Origin of the sequence: Amycolatopsis sp. NPDC049688 (assembly GCF_040674975.1) — a bacterium.
Lineage (GTDB): Bacteria > Actinomycetota > Actinomycetes > Mycobacteriales > Pseudonocardiaceae > Amycolatopsis.
This window is the reverse complement of the sequence record NZ_JBFANY010000001.1, coordinates 460,946-483,220: the sequence shown is the minus strand read 5'-3', so window position 1 is coordinate 483,220 and position 22,275 is coordinate 460,946. Positions and strand designations below refer to the sequence as shown.

At 72.5% G+C, this 22,275-nt stretch carries 22 protein-coding genes; 10 read left to right on the top strand and 12 right to left on the bottom strand.

Features of this window, described 5'->3' with window-relative positions; genetic code table 11:
• Positions 1–14: 14 nt before the first annotated feature.
• Entirely contained in the window at positions 15–731 is a 717-nt protein-coding gene (locus AB0J55_RS02040) for a FadR/GntR family transcriptional regulator (RefSeq protein ID WP_364241442.1), read from the top strand.
• 6 nt (positions 732–737) lie between these two features.
• Here AB0J55_RS02040 and AB0J55_RS02035 read toward each other — a convergent pair whose 3' ends face one another.
• From AB0J55_RS02035 to AB0J55_RS02015, 5 genes are read right to left on the bottom strand one after another with little or no spacing between them, the layout of a single operon-like run.
• Positions 738–1,763 (bottom strand): ABC transporter permease, encoded by a 1,026-nt coding sequence (locus AB0J55_RS02035; RefSeq protein WP_364241439.1) that lies wholly within the window; start codon positions 1,761–1,763, stop codon positions 738–740.
• On the bottom strand, positions 1,756–3,255 hold the full coding sequence (locus AB0J55_RS02030; protein WP_364241436.1) for a sugar ABC transporter ATP-binding protein: 1,500 nt from the start codon (positions 3,253–3,255) through the stop codon (positions 1,756–1,758). Before AB0J55_RS02030 ends, AB0J55_RS02035 begins: the two co-directional genes overlap by 8 nt.
• Positions 3,256–3,279: 24 nt before the next feature.
• Positions 3,280–4,344 (bottom strand): sugar ABC transporter substrate-binding protein, encoded by a 1,065-nt coding sequence (locus tag AB0J55_RS02025; protein WP_364241434.1) that lies wholly within the window; start codon positions 4,342–4,344, stop codon positions 3,280–3,282.
• Positions 4,341–5,114, bottom strand: a complete 774-nt coding sequence (locus AB0J55_RS02020; protein WP_364241431.1) for an SDR family oxidoreductase — start codon at positions 5,112–5,114, stop codon at positions 4,341–4,343. The genes AB0J55_RS02025 and AB0J55_RS02020 overlap by 4 nt, the downstream gene beginning before the upstream one ends.
• Entirely contained in the window at positions 5,111–6,424 is a 1,314-nt protein-coding gene (locus AB0J55_RS02015) for an enolase C-terminal domain-like protein (RefSeq protein WP_364241429.1), read from the bottom strand. The genes AB0J55_RS02020 and AB0J55_RS02015 overlap by 4 nt, the downstream gene beginning before the upstream one ends.
• 190 nt (positions 6,425–6,614) lie before the next feature.
• Here AB0J55_RS02015 and AB0J55_RS02010 point away from each other — a divergent pair, with 190 nt between their 5' ends.
• Both AB0J55_RS02010 and AB0J55_RS02005 read left to right on the top strand, forming a co-directional pair.
• Entirely contained in the window at positions 6,615–7,466 is an 852-nt protein-coding gene (locus AB0J55_RS02010; protein ID WP_364241426.1) for a fumarylacetoacetate hydrolase family protein, read from the top strand.
• Positions 7,463–8,302, top strand: a complete 840-nt coding sequence (locus AB0J55_RS02005; protein ID WP_364241423.1) for an amidohydrolase family protein — start codon at positions 7,463–7,465, stop codon at positions 8,300–8,302. Before AB0J55_RS02010 ends, AB0J55_RS02005 begins: the two co-directional genes overlap by 4 nt.
• Positions 8,303–8,321: 19 nt before the next feature.
• Here AB0J55_RS02005 and AB0J55_RS02000 read toward each other — a convergent pair whose 3' ends face one another.
• The gene (locus AB0J55_RS02000) at positions 8,322–9,218 is read right to left on the bottom strand and encodes an SDR family oxidoreductase (RefSeq protein WP_364241420.1); all 897 of its coding nucleotides are present in this window, start codon (positions 9,216–9,218) and stop codon (positions 8,322–8,324) included.
• Positions 9,219–9,322: 104 nt separating this feature from the next.
• Here AB0J55_RS02000 and AB0J55_RS01995 point away from each other — a divergent pair, with 104 nt between their 5' ends.
• Complete coding sequence (locus tag AB0J55_RS01995; protein ID WP_364241417.1) at positions 9,323–9,913, top strand: TetR family transcriptional regulator; 591 nt, start codon at positions 9,323–9,325, stop codon at positions 9,911–9,913.
• Between the two features lie 16 nt (positions 9,914–9,929).
• On the opposite strand, the gene AB0J55_RS01990 is transcribed toward AB0J55_RS01995, so the two are convergent.
• The 6 genes from AB0J55_RS01990 to AB0J55_RS01965 all read right to left on the bottom strand — a co-directional run bounded on the left by AB0J55_RS01990 (position 9,930) and on the right by AB0J55_RS01965 (position 15,736).
• Positions 9,930–10,910, bottom strand: coding sequence for a winged helix-turn-helix domain-containing protein (locus AB0J55_RS01990; protein WP_364241415.1), 981 nt, complete (start codon positions 10,908–10,910; stop codon positions 9,930–9,932).
• Between the two features lie 79 nt (positions 10,911–10,989).
• A complete protein-coding gene (locus AB0J55_RS01985; protein ID WP_364241412.1) occupies positions 10,990–11,841 on the bottom strand; it encodes a class II fructose-bisphosphate aldolase in 852 nt (283 codons plus the stop codon).
• Entirely contained in the window at positions 11,838–12,749 is a 912-nt protein-coding gene (locus AB0J55_RS01980; RefSeq protein ID WP_364241409.1) for a PfkB family carbohydrate kinase, read from the bottom strand. Before AB0J55_RS01980 ends, AB0J55_RS01985 begins: the two co-directional genes overlap by 4 nt.
• Complete coding sequence (locus AB0J55_RS01975) at positions 12,746–13,642, bottom strand: DMT family transporter (RefSeq protein ID WP_364241406.1); 897 nt, start codon at positions 13,640–13,642, stop codon at positions 12,746–12,748. Before AB0J55_RS01975 ends, AB0J55_RS01980 begins: the two co-directional genes overlap by 4 nt.
• A gap of 17 nt (positions 13,643–13,659) precedes the next feature.
• Positions 13,660–14,616, bottom strand: coding sequence for a BadF/BadG/BcrA/BcrD ATPase family protein (locus tag AB0J55_RS01970; protein WP_364241403.1), 957 nt, complete (start codon positions 14,614–14,616; stop codon positions 13,660–13,662).
• A gap of 1 nt (position 14,617) precedes the next feature.
• Positions 14,618–15,736, bottom strand: a complete 1,119-nt coding sequence (locus tag AB0J55_RS01965) for an SIS domain-containing protein (RefSeq protein ID WP_364241400.1) — start codon at positions 15,734–15,736, stop codon at positions 14,618–14,620.
• Between the two features lie 126 nt (positions 15,737–15,862).
• On the opposite strand from AB0J55_RS01965, the gene AB0J55_RS01960 reads away from it, so the two are divergent.
• From AB0J55_RS01960 to AB0J55_RS01935, 6 genes are all read left to right on the top strand, one after another.
• On the top strand, positions 15,863–16,669 hold the full coding sequence (locus tag AB0J55_RS01960) for a DeoR/GlpR family DNA-binding transcription regulator (protein WP_364241397.1): 807 nt from the start codon (positions 15,863–15,865) through the stop codon (positions 16,667–16,669).
• 91 nt (positions 16,670–16,760) lie between these two features.
• Positions 16,761–17,576 (top strand): endo alpha-1,4 polygalactosaminidase, encoded by an 816-nt coding sequence (locus AB0J55_RS01955; protein ID WP_364241395.1) that lies wholly within the window; start codon positions 16,761–16,763, stop codon positions 17,574–17,576.
• A gap of 207 nt (positions 17,577–17,783) precedes the next feature.
• Positions 17,784–19,049 carry an ABC transporter substrate-binding protein gene (locus AB0J55_RS01950; protein WP_364241392.1) on the top strand — a complete coding sequence of 422 codons (1,266 nt, stop codon included), beginning with the start codon at positions 17,784–17,786 and terminating at the stop codon, positions 19,047–19,049.
• Between the two features lie 9 nt (positions 19,050–19,058).
• Positions 19,059–20,027 (top strand): sugar ABC transporter permease, encoded by a 969-nt coding sequence (locus AB0J55_RS01945; protein WP_364241390.1) that lies wholly within the window; start codon positions 19,059–19,061, stop codon positions 20,025–20,027.
• Positions 20,024–20,905, top strand: a complete 882-nt coding sequence (locus AB0J55_RS01940) for a carbohydrate ABC transporter permease (RefSeq protein ID WP_364241388.1) — start codon at positions 20,024–20,026, stop codon at positions 20,903–20,905. The genes AB0J55_RS01945 and AB0J55_RS01940 overlap by 4 nt, the downstream gene beginning before the upstream one ends.
• Positions 20,906–20,931: 26 nt before the next feature.
• Positions 20,932–22,239, top strand: coding sequence for an alpha-glucosidase/alpha-galactosidase (locus AB0J55_RS01935; protein WP_364241385.1), 1,308 nt, complete (start codon positions 20,932–20,934; stop codon positions 22,237–22,239).
• Positions 22,240–22,275 lie beyond the last annotated feature (36 nt).

The following is a 22,275-nucleotide window of genomic DNA, read 5'->3' as shown; positions in this document are numbered from 1 at the left end:
GTCCGAGGAGTGCGATGGCGAGGTCGTTGACCGACGAGGCGATCGACCGGATCCGGGAGTTCGTCCGGTCCGGCAGGTTCCCCGCGGGGTCCAGGCTGCCCCCCGAGCACGAACTGGCCACCGAACTGGGGATCTCCCGCAGTCCCACGCGGGAAGCCGTGAAGGCGCTGGCGCTCGCCCGGGTGCTCGAGGTCCGCCGGGGTGACGGCACCTACGTCACCAGCCTCGCACCCAGCCTGCTGCTGGAGGGCCTGGGCAACGCCGTGGCGCTCATGCAGGGCGGGAGCATCCTCGAACTGACCGAGGTGCGCCGGCTGCTGGAGCCCGCCGCCACCGGGCTGGCCGCGACGCGGATCGGCGACGCTCAGCTGCGGGCCGTCGGCGAGCTGCTCGATGCCATGCACGAGGCGATCGAGGACGTCGAGCGGCTCACCGTGCTCGACGCCGCCTTCCACCGCGCGGTCGTCAGCGCCGCCGGCAACGAGACCCTCACCGCGCTGCTCGACGGGATCTCGTCGCGGACCTTGCGCGCGCGGGTCTGGCGCGGCACCGTCGAGCGGGGCGCGACGCACGTGACGCTGTCGCAGCACAAGGCGATCTACGACGCACTGGCCGACCGTGATCCGGCGGTGGCCACCGCCGCCGCGCTGATGCACGTCGACACCTCCGAACGCTGGCTGCGGGCGCACCTGGCCGACCTCGAGGACCTCGACGGCCGGCCCGGCGCGTGACGGCCGTCAGGTCTGGCGCTTGCCGCTGGTGATGCGGGACATCACCAGTGCGATGAGGATGATCGCGCCGTTGAGCGCGCCGATCCACTGGGCGGGCACGCCGGCCAGGGTCAGCACGTTCTGGATCATGTACAGCAGCAGGATGCCGGTGAAGGCGCCGAAGAGCGTGCCGCGGCCGCCGTTCAGGCTCACCCCGCCGATCACCGCCGCGGCGAACACCGTGAAGATGTAGCCGTTGCCCTGCGCCGCGGCGACCGACGCGAGCCGCCCCGAGAGCAGCAGGCCGCCGAGCGCGGCCAGCACGCTGGCGCCGATCAGCACGAGCCACACGATCCGGTCGGTCCGGATGCCCGCGGCCTTCGCCGCGTCCTCGTTGCCGCCGATCGCGTACAGGCTGCGGCCGAACCGGGTGTAGCCGAGCAGGACGATCCCGCCGGCGAACAGCAGCACGCAGATCCAGATCGACGCCGGGATCCCGGCCCACAGCGTCGTGCCGAGGTAGAGCATCGAATCGGGCAGGCCGAAGAACGTCTGGCCGCCGGAGATGCCGGTCAGCAGGCCGCGCAGCACGATCAGCATGCCCAAGGTCACGACGAACCCGCTCAGTCCGAACCGGACGATCAGCAACGCGTTGAGCGCCCCCACCACGACACCGACCAAGAGCACGACGGGCACGGCGGTCCACGACGGCAGCAGCCCGAGCGAGTGACCGCCGCCGATCGTCAGCCAGGCCGCCACGCCGGGCGCGAGGCCGAAGGTCGATTCCAGCGAGAGGTCCATCTTGCCGACGACCAGGACCATCGTCTGGGCGAGCACCAGCAGCGCGATCTCCGACATCGTCTGCAGGATGTTGATCACGTTGTCGTACTGGAGGAACACCGGGTTCACCAGCTGGCCGACGACGGCGATCGCGATGATCCCCGGCACGAGCGCGAAGTCGCGCAGGCGGGCCAGTGCGATCCGCCGGGGCGGCCGGGCGGTGCCGGGTCCGGTCCGCGGCGGGGCGTCCACCGCGGCGGGGCTTTCAGGCATCGAGGTCGACTCCTTCCACGGCGGCCACGACCTCGCGGTCCTGCCAGCCGGCGGGGATTGCGGTGGTGAGCCTGCCGTGCACCACGACCAGCAGCCGGTCGCAGACGCGCAGGTCGTCGAGTTCGTCCGAGGCGATCAGCACCGCGGTGCCCGCCGCGGCGGCCTCCGCGACCTTGCCCAGGAGGAACTCCTTCGACCGCACGTCGACCCCGGCGGTGGGGGTGATCAGCACGAGCAGGCGGGGATCGCCCGCGAGCGCGCGGGCCATGACGACCTTCTGCTGGTTGCCGCCCGACAGCGCGGACACCGGCAATCCGGGGCCGGGTGTCTTCACCGCCAGCCGGCTGATCAGCGTCCCGGCGAGCCGGTCGCGCCGGCCGGACCGGACGAAGATGCCCGGCCCGAGCCGGTCCATGACGCTCATCGTGGTGTTGTCCGCAATGGACATCTCGGGCACGAAACCCTGGTGGTGCCGGTCTTCCGGGACGAAGCCGACGCCCGCGGCCAACGCCGACGGGACGTCGCCGGGCCGGGGCCGCCGGTCCCCGACGAACACCGTGCCGGAGGTCGGTTTGCGCAGCCCGGCCAGGGACTCGGCGAGCTCGGTCTTGCCGCTGCTGCCGGATCCGGCCAGCCCGACGATCTCCCCGGGCGCGACCTCGAACGACACGTCCTCGAAGTACGGCGCCAGGGTCAGGCCGGCCACGCGCAGCACGGGCTCGGCGCCGTGCCGGACCGAGGACGCCCGTTCCTGCGTCGTGACGGCGTTTTCGCCGGTCATCGCCGCGACCAGGCCGGCCTTCGGCAGCTCGGCGACCGGCGCGGTGAGGACGTGCCGGGCGTCCCGGTACACCGTCACCGTGTCGCAGATTTCGTACACCTCCTGCAGGTGGTGGCTGATGAACAGGAAGGTGACGCCTTGGCGCTGCAGTTCGGCGATGTGCCCGAACAGCCGGGTGATGGCGGCCCCGTCGAGCTGCGCGGTCGGTTCGTCGAGGATGACGAACCGGGCGCCGAACGACAGGGCCCGCGCGATCTCGACGAACTGCCGCTGCTCCACGCTGAGCTCCCGGGCCGGCCGGTGCACGTCGACGGCCACCGACCAGCGCTCCAGGAGCTCGGTGGCCGAGCGGCGCAGCGCGGCCCAGCGGACGAACCCGCCGCGGGTCTCCTGCCGGTTGAGGAACAGGTTCTCCGCCACCGACAGGTCGGGGATGATCGTCGACCGCTGGTACACGCACGCCACCCGCGCCCGCCAGGCGTCCCGATCGGCCAGGGCCGGGGCCGGCTCGCCGTTCAGCCGCACGGTCCCGGCGTCCGGCTCGGTCAGTCCGGTGAGGACGGACACCAGGGTCGACTTGCCGGCCCCGTTGCGGCCGACCAGGGCGTGGGTCTGTCCGGGAAGGACAGTCAGGTCGGCCTCGTCCAAGGCGACCGTGGCGCCGTAGCGCTTGACCACCTGACGGGCCTCGACGACCGGCACGGTGTTCATGTTCGGTTCCTCTCGCCGACGCCGTCAGCTCTTGCTGTTGCCCCACAGGGACTGGTCGTCGACCTTGACGCTGGGAACCGGGCCGAAGGTGGCGCCGTCCGCGGTGACCAGCGGCGCGGCCAGCTGGTCCTCCATCAGGCCGTCGCGGACCTGGACGATGGTGCTCTCGTGGTCGGTCTTGCCCGGGGCCGGCGTCTTTCCGGCGATCGCGTCCTTGATGTACTGCAGGGCGTACTTGGCGAACAGGTCCGCGGGCTGCGACACGGTCGCGTCCATCTCGCCGGCCCGGATCTTGGCCAGCTCCTCCGGGATTCCGTCGTTGGACACGACGAACACGTGCTTCGGGTCGCTCGCCGGGACGGCCAGGCCGCGCTGCTTGAGCAGCTGCAGCGTGCCGGACAGGGCGAAGCTGGACTGCATGTAGACGCCCTTGATGTCCGGGTTCGCCGTCAGCCGCGTCTGCAGCTTCTGGGCCGCGGTGTTGGCCTCCCAGTTGGTGGCCTCGCCGAACACCGTGATGCCCGGGAAGTTCTTCTTCATGCAGTCGTTGAAGGCTTCGGTGCGGTCGCGGCCGTTGATCGAGGCGAGGTCGCCCTGCAGCATGACGACCTTGCCCTTGCCGCCGAGCTTGGTGCCGAGGAACTGGCAGGCCTTCTCGCCGTAGGCGCGGTTGTCGGCCCGGACGACCATGTAGACGTTGCCCTGGTCGGGCCGGGTGTCGACGGACACGACCGGGATCTTCTTGCCCGCCAGCTGCTGCAGGGTCGGGATGATCGCCGCGGTGTCCTGCGGCGCCATCACCACGCCCTTGACGCCCTGGCTGATCATCGTCTGCACGTTGGCCGTCAGGTTGGCGACGTCGTTCTGCGAGTTGGTGGTCTTGAGGTCGAGGCCGGACTGGCCGGCGAACTGGGGCACGTACTTGATGTAGGCGTTCCAGAAGTCGGTGTCCGAGCGCGGGTAGTCGACCCCCACGACGGTTCCGCCCGAACCGGCGGTCGAGCCGCCGCCGCTGCAGCCGGCCAGTGCGGCCGCGGTCAGGACGCCGGCGGTGACGACCGCGGCGGCGCGCAGGTGCAGGAACTTCATGACCTCTCCTCGTTGACAGGTTTGGGGCGGAGACGGAGGCCGGACATCCCGCCGTCCACGGCGAGATCGGTGCCGGTGGTGGCACCGGAGCCCGGGCCGGCCAGGTAGCAGATCGCCGCGGCGACCTCGTCGGCGGTGACGAGCCGGCCGGTGGGCTGGCGCGCGGCGAGCGCGGCCAGCTCGGCTTCGGGATCGGCGGCCGTGGCCAGCAGCCGGTCGATCCACGGGGTGTGCGCGGTGCCGGGGTTCACGCAGCACACGCGGATTCCTTCGGCCAGGTGGTCGGCGGCCATCGCCCGGGTGAGCGCGAGGACGGCCCCTTTCGTGGCGCTGTAGAGCGCTCGTTGCGGCAGCCCGGCGGTGGCCGCGATCGAGCAGGTGTTCACGATCGCCGCCGCACCCGACGCCCGCAGGTGCGGCAGGGCCGCGCGGGTCACCCGGACCATGCCGACGACGTTGACGTCGAACACGCGGTGCCACTCCGCGTCGTCGTTGTCCTCGACCGTTCCCTGCGCCCCGATCCCGGCGTTGTTGACCAGGACGTCCAGGCCGCCCAGGTGGTCCACCGCCGCGGCGACCCCGGCCCGCACCGAACCGTCGTCCGACACGTCGGCCCGGATCCCGGTCAGCGGGGCCTCGGCGACGTCGTCCAGGTCGAGGCAGACGACCCGCGCGCCCCGCCGGGCCAGCATCCGCGCGGTGGCGAGGCCGATGCCGGACGCGCCGCCGGTCACGACGGCCCGGACGCCGTCGAACTCGCCGCCGCTCACGCGACCACCACCGCGTCCCGCTGCCAGACCGGGCCGTCGGGGAACCGGTACTGCGCCACGGATTCCGGGTGCAGCCGCGCCCCGAGCCCCGGTGCGAGGGGGGCCAGGTAGTGGCCGCGCTCGATCCGTACCGGGTCGACGAAGTGCTCGTGCAGGTGGTCGACGTACTCGATGACCCGGTCGGTCCGGCTGCCGCTGACCGCGACGAAGTCGAACATCGCCAGGTGCTGCACCATCTCGCACAGCCCGACCCCGCCGGCGTGCGGGCACACCGGGACGCCGAACTTCGCGGCCAGCAGCAGGATCGCGATGTTCTCGGTCACCCCGGCGACCCGGCTGGCGTCGAGCTGCAGGACGTCGATCGCCTGCGCCTGCAGCAGTTGCTTGAACATCACCGCGTTGTGCGTGTGCTCGCCGGTGGCCACCTTGATCGGCGCGACCGCGCGGCGGATCGCCGCGTGGCCGAGCACGTCGTCGGGCGAGGTCGGCTCCTCGATCCAGTACGGGTCGAACTCGGCGAGGGGACGCAGCCATTCGATGGCCTGCGCGACGCCCCACGCCTGGTTGGCGTCGATGGCGATCCGGATGTCCGGCCCGACGACGTCCCGCGCGAGCCGCAGCCGGCGGACGTCTTCGTCGAGGTCGGCGCCGACCTTGAGCTTGATCTGGGTGAAGCCGTCGGCGACCGCCTCCGCCGAGAGGGCGGCCAGCTTCTGCGGCGAGTACCCGAGCCAGCCGGGAGTCGTGGTGTAGGCGGGAAAACCGGACGCCAGGAGCTCGGCCTGGCGGGCCGCGCGGCCCGGCTCGGCGCGGCGGAGGATGCCGAGGGCCTCGTCGCGCGTCAGGGCGTCCTCCAGGTACCGGAAGTCGACCAGGTCCACCAGGTCCGCCGGCGGCATCTCGGCGAGCAGCTGCCAGACGGGCTTGCCTTCGCGGCGGGCGCGGAGGTCCCAGGCCGCGTTGACGATCGCGGCCGCGGCCATGTGGATCGCGCCCTTGTCCGGGCCCAGCCACCGCAGCTGGCTGTCCCCGGTCAGCCGGCGGGAGAACGCGCCGAGGTCGGCGAGCGCGTCGGCCACCGGCATCCCGATGACCAGCGGCACGAGCGCCCGGACCGCGGCGACCTCGACGTCGTTGCCGCGGCCGACGGTGAAGGCGAGTCCGTAACCCTCGTCGCCGGCGCTCGTGCGGATGGTCACGTACGCCGCCGAGTAGTCCGGTTCCGGGTTCATCGCGTCCGACCCGTCGAGGCTCAGCGAGGTGGGGAAGCGGACGTCCACGGCGTCGATGGCGCTGATCACTTCGGCCAACGGGGCCCCCTCTCATCCGGCGCAGACAACATATGTATGGCTACGCGCCGGCCCACGAATTGTCCAGAGCCGGTCCGTAACACGGCAATAACTTGGGCTTTCCGTAATCGATGACTACAGCGTGTTGTTTTACGTATGATGACCCGTCGAACCTTTGAAGCAGACATCATATGTCTGCTACCGTCCCGCCATGCGCTTCCAACGCCTCGGCGAACCCGGCCGGGAGATCCCGGTCGTCCTCGACGAAACGGGTGCGGCGCGGGACCTGCGCGCGCTGACCCCGGACATCGACGGCGCCTTCTTCGCCGCCGGCGGCGTCGCGCGGGCCCGGGCGGCGCTGCGCGAAGGCGCCCTGCCCGAGCTCGACGCGGCCGGCCTGCGCGTCGGCGCCCCGGTGGCCCGGCCCGGCCTCCTCGCCTGCATCGGGCTGAACTACTCCGACCACGCCGCCGAAACCGGGGCCGAGCCGCCCGCGGAGCCGGTGGTCTTCCTCAAGGCCACCAACACGATCACCGGCCCGGACGACACCGTGCTCATCCCGAGGACCAGCACCCGCACCGACTACGAGGTCGAGCTGGCCGTGGTGCTCGGCGGGCGGGCGCGGTACCTCGGGAGCCCGGAGGACGCCGGCGCGGTCATCGCCGGGTACGCGATCTCGAACGACGTCAGCGAGCGCGCGTTCCAGCACGAACGCGGCGGCCAGTGGACCAAGGGCAAGTCCTGCGAGACGTTCAACCCGCTCGGCCCGTGGCTGGTCACCCCGGACGAGGCCGGCGACCCGCAGGAACTCGGCCTGCGGCTGGCGGTCAACGGGCAGCCGCGGCAGGACGGCACCACGCGGAACATGCTCTTCGGCGTGCGGCACCTCGTCTGGTACCTCAGCCAGTTCATGGTGCTCGAGCCGGGCGACGTCGTGAACACCGGCACCCCGGCCGGGGTGGCCTTCGGCGCCAACGACTTCCCCTATCTGTCCGAAGGGGACGAAGTGACCGTGGAGATCGACGGCCTCGGCCGCCAGCACCACCGGATCGGCCGGGCGTGACGGGCCGGCGCGTCGACGCCCACCACCACCTGTGGCAGACCTCCGTCCGCCGCCACGCGTGGCTGGACGGCGCCGCCACCGCGGCCATCCGGCGCGACTTCACCCCGGCCGACCTGCGCGCGGCCGCCGCCGGAATCGACGCGACGGTCCTCGTCCAGGTCCTGCCGGACCTGGACGAGTCGGTCGAATTCCTCGCGATCGCCGCCGCCGAGCCGCTCATCGCCGGGGTGGTCGGCTGGATCGACCTCACCGGTTCGCCCGCGCGGGACATCGAACGGCTGCGGTCGGCACCGGGCGGCGAGCTCCTGACCGGCGTCCGGCACCTCGTCCAGGCCGAGCCCGACCCGCGCTGGCTGGAACGCGAAGACGTCCTGGCCGGGCTCGCCGCGGTGCGCGACGCCGGGCTGGTGTACGACCTGCTCGTGCGGCCCCACCAGCTTCCGGCGGCCACCGCGGCGGTCCGGGCGCTGCCGGAGCTCACCTTCGTCCTGGACCACCTGGCGAAACCGCCGGTCGCCGGCGGGGACCTCGAGCCGTGGGCGACCGGGCTGGCCACCCTGGCCCGGGAACCCAACGTCGTCGCCAAGCTGTCCGGCCTGGTGACGGAAGCCGGCCGGCCGTGGCGGACCGGCGATCTGCGGCCCTACGCGGACACCGCGCTCACCGCGTTCGGCCCGGACCGGCTGATGCTCGGCTCCGACTGGCCGGTGTGCCTGCTCGCCGGGACGTACGCGGAGGTCATGGCCGCCGCCGACAGCCTCCTGGAAGACCTGACACCGGCCGAACGGGATGCCGTCCGCGGCGGGACCGCGACTCGCGTCTACGGGTTGCGCTGACGACACCCCGGAGCCGTGGCTACTCCCCCGAGTACGCGCCCGCGGCGAGGTCCTCGACGAGGGTGGGCCCGGTCGGGGTCCAGCCGAGCAGCTCCTGCGTGCCGGTGCTCGTCGCCGCGAGGTCCAGGGCGAAGAACCCGCCGATCCACCCGAAGTGGTCTCCGGCGGCGTCCGCCGGGATCGAGGCGACCGGCAGGTCGAACGCGCGGCCGATCGCCTCCGCGATCTCGCGGGTCGGCACCCCTTCCTCGGCGACGGCGTGCAGGCGGGCGCCCGCGGGCGCCTTCTCGAGGCCGAGCCGGACCATGCGCGCGGCGTCGCTCACGTGCACGGCGGCCCAGCGGTTGGTCCCGTCGCCGGGGTAGCCGGAAACGCCCTTCTGCCGGGCGATCCCGGCGAGGACGGCGATGAACCCGTGGTCGCGGTGGCCGTGCACGGTCGGCGAGAACCGCAGGCTCACCGGGTGCACACCGCGGCCGGCGAACTCGAGCGCGAGGTTTTCGCTGCCGCCGCGCGGCGCGTCCGGGCCGTGGAACGGCGAAGCGTCGGCTTCGGTCACCGGCCGGCCCCGCGTGATGCCGGCGATCCCCGACGCCACCAGGAACGGGCGGCCGCTGCCGGAAAGGGCCTCGCCGATGGTCTGGACGGCGCCCCGCTCGGCGGCGTTCGACACGGCCGGGTTCGCGAAGTCGTGCTTGTTCGCCAGGTGGATGACGGCCTCGGCCGCTTCCGCGCCGGCGCGGATGCCGTCGAGGTCGTCGAGGTCACCGCGGCGGACCTGGACGCCCTTCGCCTCGAGCCGCTCGGCGGACGCGGCCGACCGGGCCAGGCCGCTGACCTCGTGCCCCGCGGCCAGCAGCTCGCCGACGACGGCGGAGCCGATCCAGCCGGAGGCTCCGGTGACGAAAACGTGCATGACGTGAACTCCTTCGGAAGCAGTGATGTCAGTGACCGACGTCAGCCGCTGACATGACCACCCTACGCCTGGATGTCAGCCGCTGCCATCACTAGACTGGCCGCATGGTGCGCTGGCAACCGGGAGCCCCGGAGCGGCTGCAGAAGGCGGCCCTCGAACTGTTCGCCACGCGCGGGTTCGAGCAGACGACCGCGGCGGAGATCGCCGGGTCGGTCGGTCTTACCGAGCGCACCTTCTTCCGCCACTTCAGCGACAAGCGCGAGGTCCTCTTCCACGGGCAGCAGCAGCTGGTCCGGACGTTCCTCGACGGCGTGGCCGCGGCACCGCCGTCGGCCGCACCGCTCGAAGTCGTCGCCGCCGCCCTGCGCTCGGCGTCGGCCTTCTTCCCGGACGAGCGCCGCCCGCACTCCCGCCTGCGCCAGTCGGTGATCGACCGGAACCCGGCGCTGCAGGAACGCGAGCGGCACAAGCTGACCACCCTGGCCACGACCGTCGCCGACGCGCTGCGCGCCCGGGGCGTCGACGACCTCGCGGCCACGCTGGCCGCGGAGTCGGGCATCACGGTGTTCGGGATCTCGTTCACGCGGTGGCTTCGCGAGGAGCGGTCCCTCGCCGACATCTCCGACGAGGTGTTCGGCGAACTGCTGAGACTGGCCGGCGAAGCCAGCCGGGAGCATCCCCCGGCACGCGCCTGAGCTTCGCCGTCGACCCTCACCCGCCCCACGAGAGCACTTGCAGGCCCAGCGGGGTGATGTGGTGCGAGGCGACGGCGCCGTCGCGGTGGGTGGTGATCATGCCGGAGTCGCGCAGGATGGCCGTGTGGTGGGTGATCGTGGCCGGGGCCACCCCGGTGCGGCGGATCAGCTCGCGGGTGCTGCACCCGTCCAGCGCCAGCCGCAGGATCGCCGCCCGGGTGGTGCCGACCAGCGCACCGAGGTGGTCACCCGCACGGCGTTCGCCGGCCGGCAGCCGCGTGGCGGGGTCGATCGGGATCGCCACCGTCGGCGGCAGCGCCGGGTCGGCGAGCGCCACCGGGTGCATCAGGGAGAAGTAGCACGGCACCACCCGCAGCCCCCGGCCCGCGAGGTACAGGTCACCGTCGAGGGCGTAGGGCAGCCGCAGCGTCGGCGGTTCCCAGACCGCACCGGGCGCGATCCCGGTCAGCATCGCCTCGATGCCGTCGTGCACGTACGTGTGCATCCGGCGGGCGAGGTCGGCGTGCAGGGCGGTCTTGACGACGTCCAGCTGCGGCAGGACGGTCGCGCGGTAGAAGCGGCCCAGCGCGGTGCGCAGCCCGTGCAACGCGGGCGCCCCGCCGTCGGCGATGGCCTGCACCGGCGCCGACCCGTCGCCCAGCAAGGCGATCTCCGCATGCAGCCGGGGTTTCGGGACGGAGACCACGGCGTCGAGCGCGTCGCCCAGCTCGTCGTACTCCCCGGCCGGGGTGAGGAAGTCCGGGAAGTACTCCGCGTGCGGGGCGATGCGCGGCAGGGTGTGCAGGAGCCTCCGCAGCCGGGGATCGGCGAGCGCTTCCTGCCGCACGCTCCGCCGCCACCCGTCGAAGTACAGGCCGCCCTCCCGGTGCTGCAGCAGCTGCACCGCACTGACGATCTCCCACATGTAGTCGATGCGCGGCGCGAGGCGGGTCCGCCCCAGGTCGGCTTCGGTGAAATGGATCCGCAGGCACGGCATCGCGATCCCCCCTGAACCATCGACCTCGTACAGGGCATCGCGGTTGCACGCCGACTTGCTACTGCCACAACAACAGCGCTCACGCGCAACAATCCGTGGATTCTCCTCCGTTCGCGAGCAGGGTGAGCAGCCGGGCGACCTCGTCGCGGACCGCGTCCCGGCCGGGAGCCAGGTAGCGGCGGGGGTCGGTGAGCGTCGCGTGCTCGCCGAGCGCCGAGCGCACCGAGGCCGTGAGCACCTGGTTCAGCCGCGTCCCGACGTTGACCTTGACGATGCCGCTCGCCACCGCCCCGCGCAGGCCCTCGTCGGGCACGCCGGAGGAGCCGTGCAGCACGAGCGGCACCGGGACGCGGTGCGCGAGGGCCGCGATCAGGTCCTCGTCGAGCACCGCGCTGCGGTCGGCCATGGCGTGCGACGACCCGACGGCCACGGCGAGGGAGTCCACGCCGGTCGCGGCGACGAACTCGACGGCCTCGGCCGGGTCCGTGCGCACGCCGGGGGCGTGGGCGCCGTCCTTGCCGCCGATCTCGCCGAGCTCCGCCTCGACCCGGCAGCCCGCGGCGTGACAGCGTTCGACCACGGCTTTCGTCCTGGCCACGTTCTCGGCGTAGGGCAACGCGGCGGCGTCGAACATGACGGACGTGATGCCCAGGTCGAGGCCCTCCCGGATCAGGTCCTCGTCCTCGATGTGGTCGAGGTGGACCAGGACGGGCACGGCCGCGGTCTCGGCCAGCCGCAGGCAGGCGAGCGCGAACGGGGCGAGCGAACCGTGGTAGCGGACGGCGTTCTGCGAAATCTGCAGGACCACCGGGAATCCGCTGCGTTCCGCACCGGCCACGACGGCCTCGGCGTGCTCGATCAGGATCGCGTTGAACGCCCCGATCCCCCGCCGCCGCGTGCGCAGGTCGTCCAGCAAACCGGCCCAGTTCATCGGATCCTCTCCACTTTCACGTCCCGGATCCACCGCTCCCTGGCCGCGATGTCGATCTCGCCGGCGACCGGCCGCAGCACCGCGGCGGCCGACGTGGCGACCACGTCCGCGAGGGCGGCCGGCCAGTCCACTTCGGACATTCCGCTCAGGTGCCCGGCCAGCGCGGCGGCGCCCGCGTCCCCGGCGCCGGCCGGGTTGCCGGTGACGACTTCGGCGGGCCGGGCGCGCCAGGTGCCCCGGGCGGTCACGGCCACCGCGCCTTCGGCGCCGAAGGTGGCCACGACCGCGGGTGCTCCCCCGGCCACGAGGTCCGGACCGGCGTCCAGTCCGCCCAGTTCCTTCAGTTCTTCTTCGTTCGGCATGAGCACCGCGCCGCTTTCCGCGACCTCGCGGAGGGCAGCGCCGGAGACATCGGCGATGACCGGCACGCCGTGCCGGGTGCACAGCCGGACCAGCTTCGCGGGGACGTCGGCGCCCAGCCCCTCGGGCACACTCCCGGAAATCACGACCGCACCGGCCGGCAGCTCGGCGCGCAGGGCGTCGAGCATGCCGGCCTCCGCCGTCTCGCCGGCCGGGAAGCCGTTCTCCTGCAACATGGTCGTGCCGCCGGTACGGGCCACCACCGCCACGGTCCGCCGCACCGCGGGCAGGGCCGGGACCAAGCGGTGGGCCAGGCCCAGCCCGTCCAGGCCGTCCCGGAACTCGTCCGGCGTCCCGGTGGTGGTCAAGGCCAGCACCACGCTCTCGCCGCCCAGCTCGCGGACGACCGCCGCGACGTTGACGCCCTTGCCGCCGGCGCGGGACCGGACGTCGGCCACCCGCGTGGTCCCGCCCAGGCGCAGTTCCCCGACCCGGTAGGTCACGTCGATGGCGGGGTTGAGCGTGATCGTGACGATCCGGGATGTCACGGCTCGGCCGTCTTTTCCGTGCGGTACACCATCAGGGTCGAGCCGGCCAGGGCCAGCACGATGCCGGCGAGCTGGAACCCGGTCGGGGTGGCGCCGAAGAGCAGCAGCGAAAGGACGATCGTCAGCACGGGGGCGAGCGCGTTGGTCACCGGCGCCACGATCGAAGCCTTGCCGCGGCTCATCGCCATCACGAGGAACAGCGCGCCGACCGCGTTGAGCAGCTGGGTCCCGGCGGTGAGCGCGGGCGCCTGCCACGGGAACCCGAGCGGGAGCCCGCCCATCATCAGCACGGCGACCGGGATCAGCAGCAGCCCGCTGACGGTCATCCAGCCGAACGTCGAAGCGTCGTCGACGCCGGCGAGCGCGGCCTTGCGCATGAAGAACGCCTGCACGCCCCACGCCACGCACACCAGGACGGCCAGCACGAGGTAGAGCCACCCGCTGTCCCCGCCGTCCCCTGTGGACACCGAGAACAGGACGACGGCGACGAGCGCGAGCAGCACGCCGGCCCACGACCACCCGCCGAGCCGTTCCCGCAGCGCGGCGAACGCCAGCAGCACCGTGACCGCGGGCGAAAGCGCGACGATCGGGAAGATGACGTAGGCCGGCCCGATCGTCAGAGCCTTGAACAGCACGAGCTGCCCGCCGGCCCCGGTGAGCCCGATCAGCAGCCCGTAGCCGGCCGCGACCCGGCCGCGGTCGAACTTCCGGCCGCGCAGCGAGAACCACGCGGGCACGAGCATGGTCAGCGCCCACACGACGTACACCATCGGGTCGGGGTAGGCGTAGAGCTTCGTGGGCAGGCTGGAGATGGCTCCCCACACGCCCCAGAACACCACCAGCAGTCCCGCGTACGGGATCCAGGTGCGGGTGGCCACCGTTGTTCCGGTCATCTCGGCTCCTCGGCTCCTCAGTGCGGCAGGGACGCGGTCGGGTGGACCTGATCGGCCCGCAGCGGGTGTCCGTGCAGGCGCGCCGCGTAGAGCGCGGCGCCGAGGTGCGGTTCCAGCAGGGGCTCGCGGAGGTCGTACTCCAGGGACAGCGCGTCGCGGAACGACGCCAGCACGGGCGCCGAGCCGAACATGCCACCGGAGTACGACACCGGAACCCGTTGCGCGGCCTCGAATTCCAAGGCGGACCGGCCGACGTCCACGAGCAGCGCGAGCTCGCGCCCGGCTTCCCGGAGGATCCCGGTCGCGACCGCGTCGCCGGCGTCCGCGGCCCGGGTCACGACCTTGCTCAGGTTCGCGATCCGGCCCCGGTCGCCGTGCCACCGGTTCACCACGACGTCGATCGCATCGAAGTCGGCGGCGAGGCCGAGCTCCGCGCGCATCGCGTCGACGAGCGGGCCGGCGGGCAGCCGTCCGTCGACCATGCGGCTGAACGCGTTGAGACCCTGGATCGCGACCCAGTAGCCGGAGCCTTCGTCCCCGAACAGCTCGCTCCAGCCCCCGCCGCGCCACTGCCTGCCTTCGTGTTCGCCGTAGGCGATCGAGCCGGTGCCGGCGACGACGTTGATGCCGTCGACCGCGCCCAGCGATCCGGCCCAGCCGCAGATCATGTCGTTGCCGCAGCGGTAGTTCCGCGTACCGAGGATCCTCGCCGGTACCGCGTCGAGTTCCGGCACGTCGGCACTGATCTCGCCGTAGGCGGGCAAGCCGAAGAAGGCGTAGGCGATGTCCGGGACCGGAACGCCCGCCGCCCGGCAGACCTCGCCGATCCCCTGGCGCAACAGGGGTTCCACGATCTGCAGGCCTTCGCTCAGGTAGTACACGCTCGCGGTCCGGGCCTCCGCGACGACCCGGCCGGCGGGATCGACCAGGCAGAAAGCCGTCTTCGTCCCCCCGCCGTCGACACCGAGGTACACGTCAGCTCACCTCCGGAGGCGTGAATTCGTGGATGACCACGCCCTGCACGACGCGGTTGACCTCCCCGTCGGGGAACGGGTTGTCCGGCGTGACGCCCAGCGCGAGGGAGCAGGCGAGCGCCGTGGTCTGGGCGGCGAGGACGGCGAGCAACGCGTAACCGGCCACGGGCAAGCCGGGTGGCGAGGGCACGGGCCAGACCTGCGCGCCCCCGGACCCGGGAGCGCCGCCCACCACGACCACCCGCTCCTCGCCGAGCGACTGCACCAGTTCACGCGCGATGTCCACGTCGTACTGCCGCGCGTACGGATCGGTGGAGAGGAAGACCACGGCGACGGTGCGCTCGTCGAGCACCGACTTCGGCCCGTGCCGGAAGCCGAGCGCGGAATCGGCGATGCCGACCACCTCACCGCGGGTCAGCTCCAGGCACTTGAGCGCGGCTTCCCGGGCCAGCCCGCGCAGCGGCCCCGAGCCCAGGAACACCAGCCGGGCCGGTTTGGCGCCGGCGATCGCCGTCGCGTGTTCCGCGGCCCCGTCGAGCACCGCCGTCCCGGCGCGTGCCAGCGCCTCGACGTCGACGTCCACGCCGAAGGCGAGCAGCGCCGCCAATGCCATGCCGGTGAACGAGGACGTCATCGCGAACCCGCGGTCGTTGACCTCGTCCGGCAGGGCGACCACGACCGCGTCCGCGACACCGGACCACCGGCGGGCCAGCTCCCCCGCCGGGTCGCAGGTGATCACCAGGTGCCGCAGCCCGGGCGTCAGCCGGTGGAGCAGGTCCGCCGCGGCGACGGACTCGGGGCTGTTGCCGCTGCGCGCGAAGGACACCAGGAGGATCGGCCGGTCGTCCACCACGGCCAGGGGGTCGGCGACGATGTCCGTGGTGGCGATCGCCTCGACCGGCCGGCCCAGGTGACGCGCGAGATCACGGGCCACGACCTCGCCGACGAACGCCGAGGTGCCCGCGCCGGTGAGCACGATCCGCCGGTCGTCGCCGGCCAGGTCCCCGATGTCCGGCCGGGCCCGCCGCACGGCATCCGCCACCCGGATCCAGGTGGCGGGCTGCTGCCCGATCTCCCGCGCGGTCCGGCTGTCGCCGGACCACCGCCCGCTGCTGTGCATAGGTGCCGCCTCCGATTTCCGGGTCGTTCTCCCGGAGACTCACCCGCTCCCGCGCGAGGGGGCAAGGTCCGGTGTCCAAATGCGCATCCGGATTGAGCGTTTCGACGGCTGTCGTAAGCTCCGCCCATGTCCACGCGGAAACGGCGCACCACCCGGGCCGAACGGCTCTCGGAGCTGTTGCGCGTGCTCGCCGACACCGGCGAGCTGCACGTGGGCGAGCTCAGCACCCGCCTCGGCGTCTCCGCGGCCACGCTGCGGCGCGATCTGGCCAAACTGGAGGAACAGCGGCTGCTGACCCGCACCCACGGCGGCGCCCGGCCCCGCGGGCGCACGAACGAGGTGCCGCCGCCCTACCGGGAAAGCCGGTCCCCGGAAGCCAAACGCGCGATCGTGCGGGCGGCGATCCGCACGCTGCCGACCGGGCCGCACGTCATCGCCCTGACCGGCGGCTCGACCACCAGCGAGCTCGCCAGGGAGCTGCCGGGCCGGGCGGATCTGACGGTGGTCACGAACGCGCTGAACATCGCGATGGACCTGGCCCTGCACCCCCGGCTGAAGCTGGTCGTCGTCGGCGGGGTCGCCCGGCCGCAGTCCTACGAGCTGGTCGGGCCCTGGGCCGAGCACGTGCTGGCCTCGATCAGCGTCGGCACGGCGTTCGTCGGCGTGGACGGCATCGACGCGGCGGCGGGCATCACCACCCACGACGAGAACGAGGCCCGGACCAACCGCGCCATGCTCGGCCGCGCCCAGCGGGTGGTCGTGCTGGCCGACGGCAGCAAGCTCGGGCGGACCACCCTCGCGCGGATGGGCGACATCCAGGACGTGCACGAGGTCATCACCGACTCCTCCGCCGCACCCGGTGCGGTCGCGGCCATCCGCCGGGCCGGGGTCCGGGTCACCGTCGTCGAAACCGGCTCCGCCCAGGACCGGTGAAACGCTCATCACGACTGCGCGTTTCGTTGACCGCGGTGGCCGGCCTGCCTACCTTTCGCCGACAACAGCCCCGACGATGACGGAGTTCCGGATGAAGCGTTCCCTCCCCGTCCACGGCAAGCGATTCGCCACTTTCGCAGCGGCGGGTGCCCTGGCGGCCGGCGCCCTCGCCGCGGCCGCCGCCCCGGCGTCGGCCGCGGTCACCCTGCCCCCGCAGGCCGCCGGGTTCGACTACCAGATCGGCGGCGCGTACACCCCGCCGGCCGGGGTGCAGATCGTCAGCCGCGACGTCTCCGCGGCGCCGGCGAGCGGGAAGTACAACATCTGCTACCTCAACGCTTTCCAGGCGCAGGAAGGCGCGGACGGCGACTGGCCGAGCGACCTGCTGCTGCGCGACGCGAACGGCAACAAGGTCGTCGACCCCGACTGGAAGGAGACGCTGCTCGACCTGCGCACCGCCGACAAGCGCTCCCGGGTCGCGGCCAAGGTCGGCAGCTGGATCGACACGTGCGCCGCGAAGGGGTACCAGGCGATCGAGCCGGACAACTACGACAGTTACAGCCGGTCCAAGAACCTGCTCACCACCACGCACGCGCAGGAGTACATCAAGCTCCTGTCCGCCCGCGCCCACGGCAAGAACCTCGCCATCGCCCAGAAGAACACCCCCGAGCTGGCCGGCAACCGGGTCGCGAACGGCCTCGACTTCGCCGTCACCGAGGAATGCGGCGAGTACGAGGAGTGCGACGCCTACGCCGGCCCGTTCAACAACCGGGTGGTCGACGTCGAGTACACCGCGTCGGGCATGAGCAAGGGCTGCCCGGAGTGGAAGAACAAGATCAGCATGGTCCGGCGTGACCTGTACGTGGTGCCCCAGGGCACGAGCGGGTACGTCCGCAAGACCTGCTGACCCGCACCTTGACACGCCCGATCACGCTCGCTTTACTGCTGTCCACGTCGGGACCGCCGACGTCAGAGGTATGCCCAGCCGGTATGTCGGTTCCCGCCGCGAGCCCGGACTGAGTCGCCAGGACCCGTTCGAGGTCCGAGGCGGGGTCGTGCCCACCATCATCCGGAGTCCGATGATGTCTTTCCCGTTTCCCGGCCGGGGTTGCTGATGGACCGCCGCGGATTCCTGCGCGGCGCCGGCGGTCTGGCCCTCGGTGCCGCCCTCGCCGGCTGCGGCCCGGCGCGGGCCACCGGGGGCCCGGTGACGGTCGAGGTCTGGCACGGCCAGACCGACACCGGCAAGAAGGTCCTGGAAGAGCTCGTCGCGGACTTCCACCGCACCCACCCCGAGATCCGGATCGACCTGGGCGGCGGCGTCCTCGCCGACGCGATGCTCCAGAAGATCACCGCGGCGCTCGCGTCGGGGTCGTTCCCGGACGTCGCCTACGTCTTCGGTTCGGACCTCGCCAGCGTGGCCCGCAGTCCCAGCGTCGTCGACGTCACCGACCTCGTCGACGCGGGACCCGGGTTCTGGGCCCCGGCCCGGGAAGCGGTCACCGTCAACGGCCGCGTCCGCGCGGTCCCGGCGCTGCTCGACTCCCTCGCCGTGGTGTGCAACAAGGAACTGTTCGCGGGCGCCGGGATCCCGTTGCCCGCCGCGGGCTGGACGTGGGCGGACTTCGTCGCCACGGCGGGGAAACTCACCGATCCGGGCAACGGCACGTTCGGCACCGCCTGGCCCGCCACCGGCGACGAGGACACCGTGTGGCGGCTGTGGCCGATGGTGTGGGACCTCGGCGGCGACGTCATCGGCGCGGGCGGGCGCGGCATCGGGTTCGCCGGCCAAGGCGTCCGTGCCCTGGAGGTCGTCCGCGACCTCGCCGCGGCGAAGGCCGTCTACCTCGACCCGAAGACCGGCAGCGAGCAGATGTACCAGGCGTTCGAGGCCGGGCACATCGGCATGGTGCCGACCGGGCCGTGGCAGCTGCCGGACATCGCCGACGCCGGGATCGACTACGCGGTCGTGCCGTTGCCGAGCTTCAGCGGCCGCCCGGTGACCATTTCCGGCCCGGACACCTGGACGCTGTTCGACAACGGCGAAGAACGCGTGGCGGCGGCGCGGACCTTCCTGTCCTGGCTCGCGGACCCGGCCCAGGACGTCCGCTGGGACGACGGCGCGGGCAGCCTCCCGCTGAGCCGCCGGACGCAGCAACTGCCCGCGTGGCAGGAGAAAACGGACAGCACCCCGGGCCTGCCGGTGTTCGTCGACGCGCTGGAGAACGCCCGCGTCCGGCCGGTGCACCCGGCCTACCCCCAGGTGTCGGCGGCGCTCGGCACCGCGATCGTCGCCGTGCTGCTCGGCCGGGCGACGCCGGCCGACGCCATGCGCGACTGCGCCGCGGCCGCGAACGCCGCCCTGATCATTCCGCGATAGGGAGCCGCCATGCCCGGACTGCCGAGGCCCATCACCGTGCCCAGCCGAGGCTCCGCCTCGGGCCGGGGGCTCCGCCACCCGGAACCCCCGAAAAGCTCGGTCACACCGGTTCGCCGCCGCGAAACCGCGGCCGCCTGGGCCTACATCTCCCCCGCCGTGCTCATCATCCTCGGCCTCGGCGTGGTGCCCGTCGCCTGGTCGCTCGTGCTGTCCTTCCAGGCCGACGACCTGGTGACGCCGAGCCGCTGGGTGGGCCTGGACAACTACGCCGCCCTTGCCCAGGACCCGCACTTCGCCCAGGCCGTGGGAAACACCGTGCTGTACACGGTGCTCTACGTCCCGCTCAGCATCCTGTTCGGCTTCCTGCTGGCGCAGGCGCTGAACCGGCGCATCCGCGGGGTGGGCGTCTACCGGACGCTCGTGTTCGTCCCGTTCGTGCTGTCGGCGACGGCCCAGGGCGTGCTGTTCTCGTTCATCCTCGACCCGCAGTTCGGCGCGGCCAACTCGGTGCTGCACCACCTCGGCGTGTCCCCGCAAGGGTTCCTGACCGACCCGGGGCAGGCGCTGCTGGTGCTGGTCGCCATCACGTTGTGGAGCGGCACCGGTTTCTGCGTCGTGGTGTACCTGGCCGCGCTGCAGGACGTCCCGCCGTCGCTGGTCGAGGCCGCGCGGCTGGACGGCGCCGGGACGTGGCGCGTGCTCCGGCACGTCACGCTGCCCGCGGTCACCCCGGTGACGGCGTTCCTCGTGGTGTGGCAGCTGATCACTTCGCTGCAGGTGTTCGACCTGGTCTACGTGACGACCAAGGGCGGCCCGCTCGGCTCGACCACGGTCATCGTCTACTTCGTCTGGGAGCAGGCGTTCAAGAACTTCACCGCCGGCTACGGCGCGGCGTCGGCCTACGTGCTCGCGCTGGCCCTGCTCGCCGTCGTGGTCGTCGTCCGGGTGCTGCGCCGGCCCGGGAAGGCCCTCCGATGACCACCCAGCCCGCCCGGCTCGAGGCGCCCGCGACCCGCACCGCGCTCCCCGTGCTGCGCCGCCCCCGGTTGCCGTTCAGTCCCTGGCACCTGCTGCTCGTGCCGCTGGCGCTGGTGTTCGCGGCGCCCCTGGTCTGGCTGCTGCTCAGCTCGGTGATGAGCAACGCCGAGATCAACCGGTTCCCGCCCGCGCTGTGGCCGTCCCATGTGGACTTCTCGGGGTACCGCTATGTCCTCGACAACGCGTTGTTCCTGCGCTGGTTCACGAACTCGCTGATCGTCTCGGCGGTCACCGTCGGGTCGAACCTGCTGTTCGGCACGCTGGGCGGGTACGCGTTCGCGCGGATGCGGTTCGCCGGCTCGCGGGCCCTGCTCGCACTGATGGTCGCGACGATGGCGATCCCGTTCCAGCTCACCATGATCCCGACGTTCCTGGTGATGAAGAAGCTCGGCCTGATCGACACCCTGGGCGCGCTCATCGTGCCGTCGCTGGTGACGCCGTTCGCGGTGTTCCTGCTGCGCCAGTTCTTCCTGTCGCTGCCACGGGAACTCGAAGAGGCGGCGTGGATCGACGGCTGCTCGCGGCTGCGGGTGCTGTTCACCATCGTGGTCCCGCTGTCGCGGCCCGCGCTGAGCACGGTGGCCGTGCTGACCTTCCTGAGCACCTGGAACGACCTGACCTGGCCGCTGATCGCGGTCAACCACGACACGACGTACACGCTGCAGCTGGGGCTGACGACGTTCCAGGGCCAGCACCACACGAACTGGGCCGCGGTGATGGCGGGCAACGTCATCACCGTGCTGCCGGTGCTGCTGGCCTTCCTCGGCGCGCAGAAGACGTTCATCCAGTCGGTCACCTCCAGCGGGCTCAAAGGCTGACCCGCGCACTCCCGGATCGGATCTCCATGACCCCCAAGATCACCTTCGTCGGCGCGGGCAGCGTCGTGTTCACCCAGGGCCTCCTGGCCGACCTGTTCGCCTACCCGGAGCTGGACGGCGTGCACGTCGCCCTGCACGACATCGACCCGGACCGGCTGGCCACCGCGCTGGCCGCGGCCCGGCGGATCGCCGCCGTGCGCGGCGTCAAACCCGTGCTCACCGCGCACGCGGACCGCCGGGAAGCGCTGTCCGGCGCGGACTTCGTGGTGAACATGGTGCAGATCGGGATGGCGGCGGCGACGCACACCGACTTCGAGGTCCCGGCACGCTACGGCCTGCGGCAGACCATCGGCGACACCCTCGGCATCGGCGGGATCTTCCGCGCCCTGCGGACGTTCCCCTTCCTCAAGGCGCTCGGGGCGGACATCGCCGAGGTCTGCCCGGAGGCGTGGCTGCTGAACTACACGAACCCGATGGCGATGAACGTCCAGTACCTGGGCGAGGCCACCGGGCTCACCCGGGTCGTCGGGCTGTGCCACTCGGTGTACTGGACCGTGCACGGGCTCGCCGCGCTGGTCGGGGTGCCGTTCGACGAGGTCACCTACGTCGCGGCGGGCGTCAACCACCAGGCCTGGGTGCTGCGGTTCGAGCACGCGGGCGCGGACCTGTACCCGCGGCTGCACGAGCTCGCCGGGTCCGACGAGCAGCTGCGGCGGCGCGTCCGGTTCGACATGCTGCGCCGGCTCGGCTACTACCCGACGGAGACCAGCGAACACTCGGCCGAGTACGTGCCCTGGTACCTCAAGCACGACAGCGAGGTCGAGCGCCTGCGGTTGCCGATCGGGGACTACCTGGGCATCGTCGCGGAGAACGAAGCCGAGTACGAACGGACCCGCCGGGCGATCGCGGCCGACGAGCCGCTGCCCGTCGAAGGCACGGGCGAATACGCGCCGCAGATCGTCCACAGTGTCCTGACCGGCACCCCGCGGACGGTCTACGGCAACGTCGTCAACCGGGGCCTGATCGAGAACCTGCCGTCCGGTGGCGTGGTCGAGGTGCCGTGCCTGGTCGACGGCACCGGCGTCCGCCCGACCCGCATCGGCGCGCTGCCCCCGCAGCTGGCCGCGCTCAACCGGGCGTACCTGAGCGTCAACGACCTCGTGGTGCGCGCGGCCGTCGAGGACGATCCCCGCCACCTGCGCCACGCGGCGATGACCGACCCGGCGACGGCGGCCGCGCTGCCGGTCGAGCGGATCTTCGAGCTGTGCGACGACCTGGTCCGCGCGCACGGCGACCGGCTGCAGCCCGGGCTGCGCGCCGTCCTCGGCCCCTGACGGTTGCGATTTCCGGAGTGGCCGCCGGCCGCGACC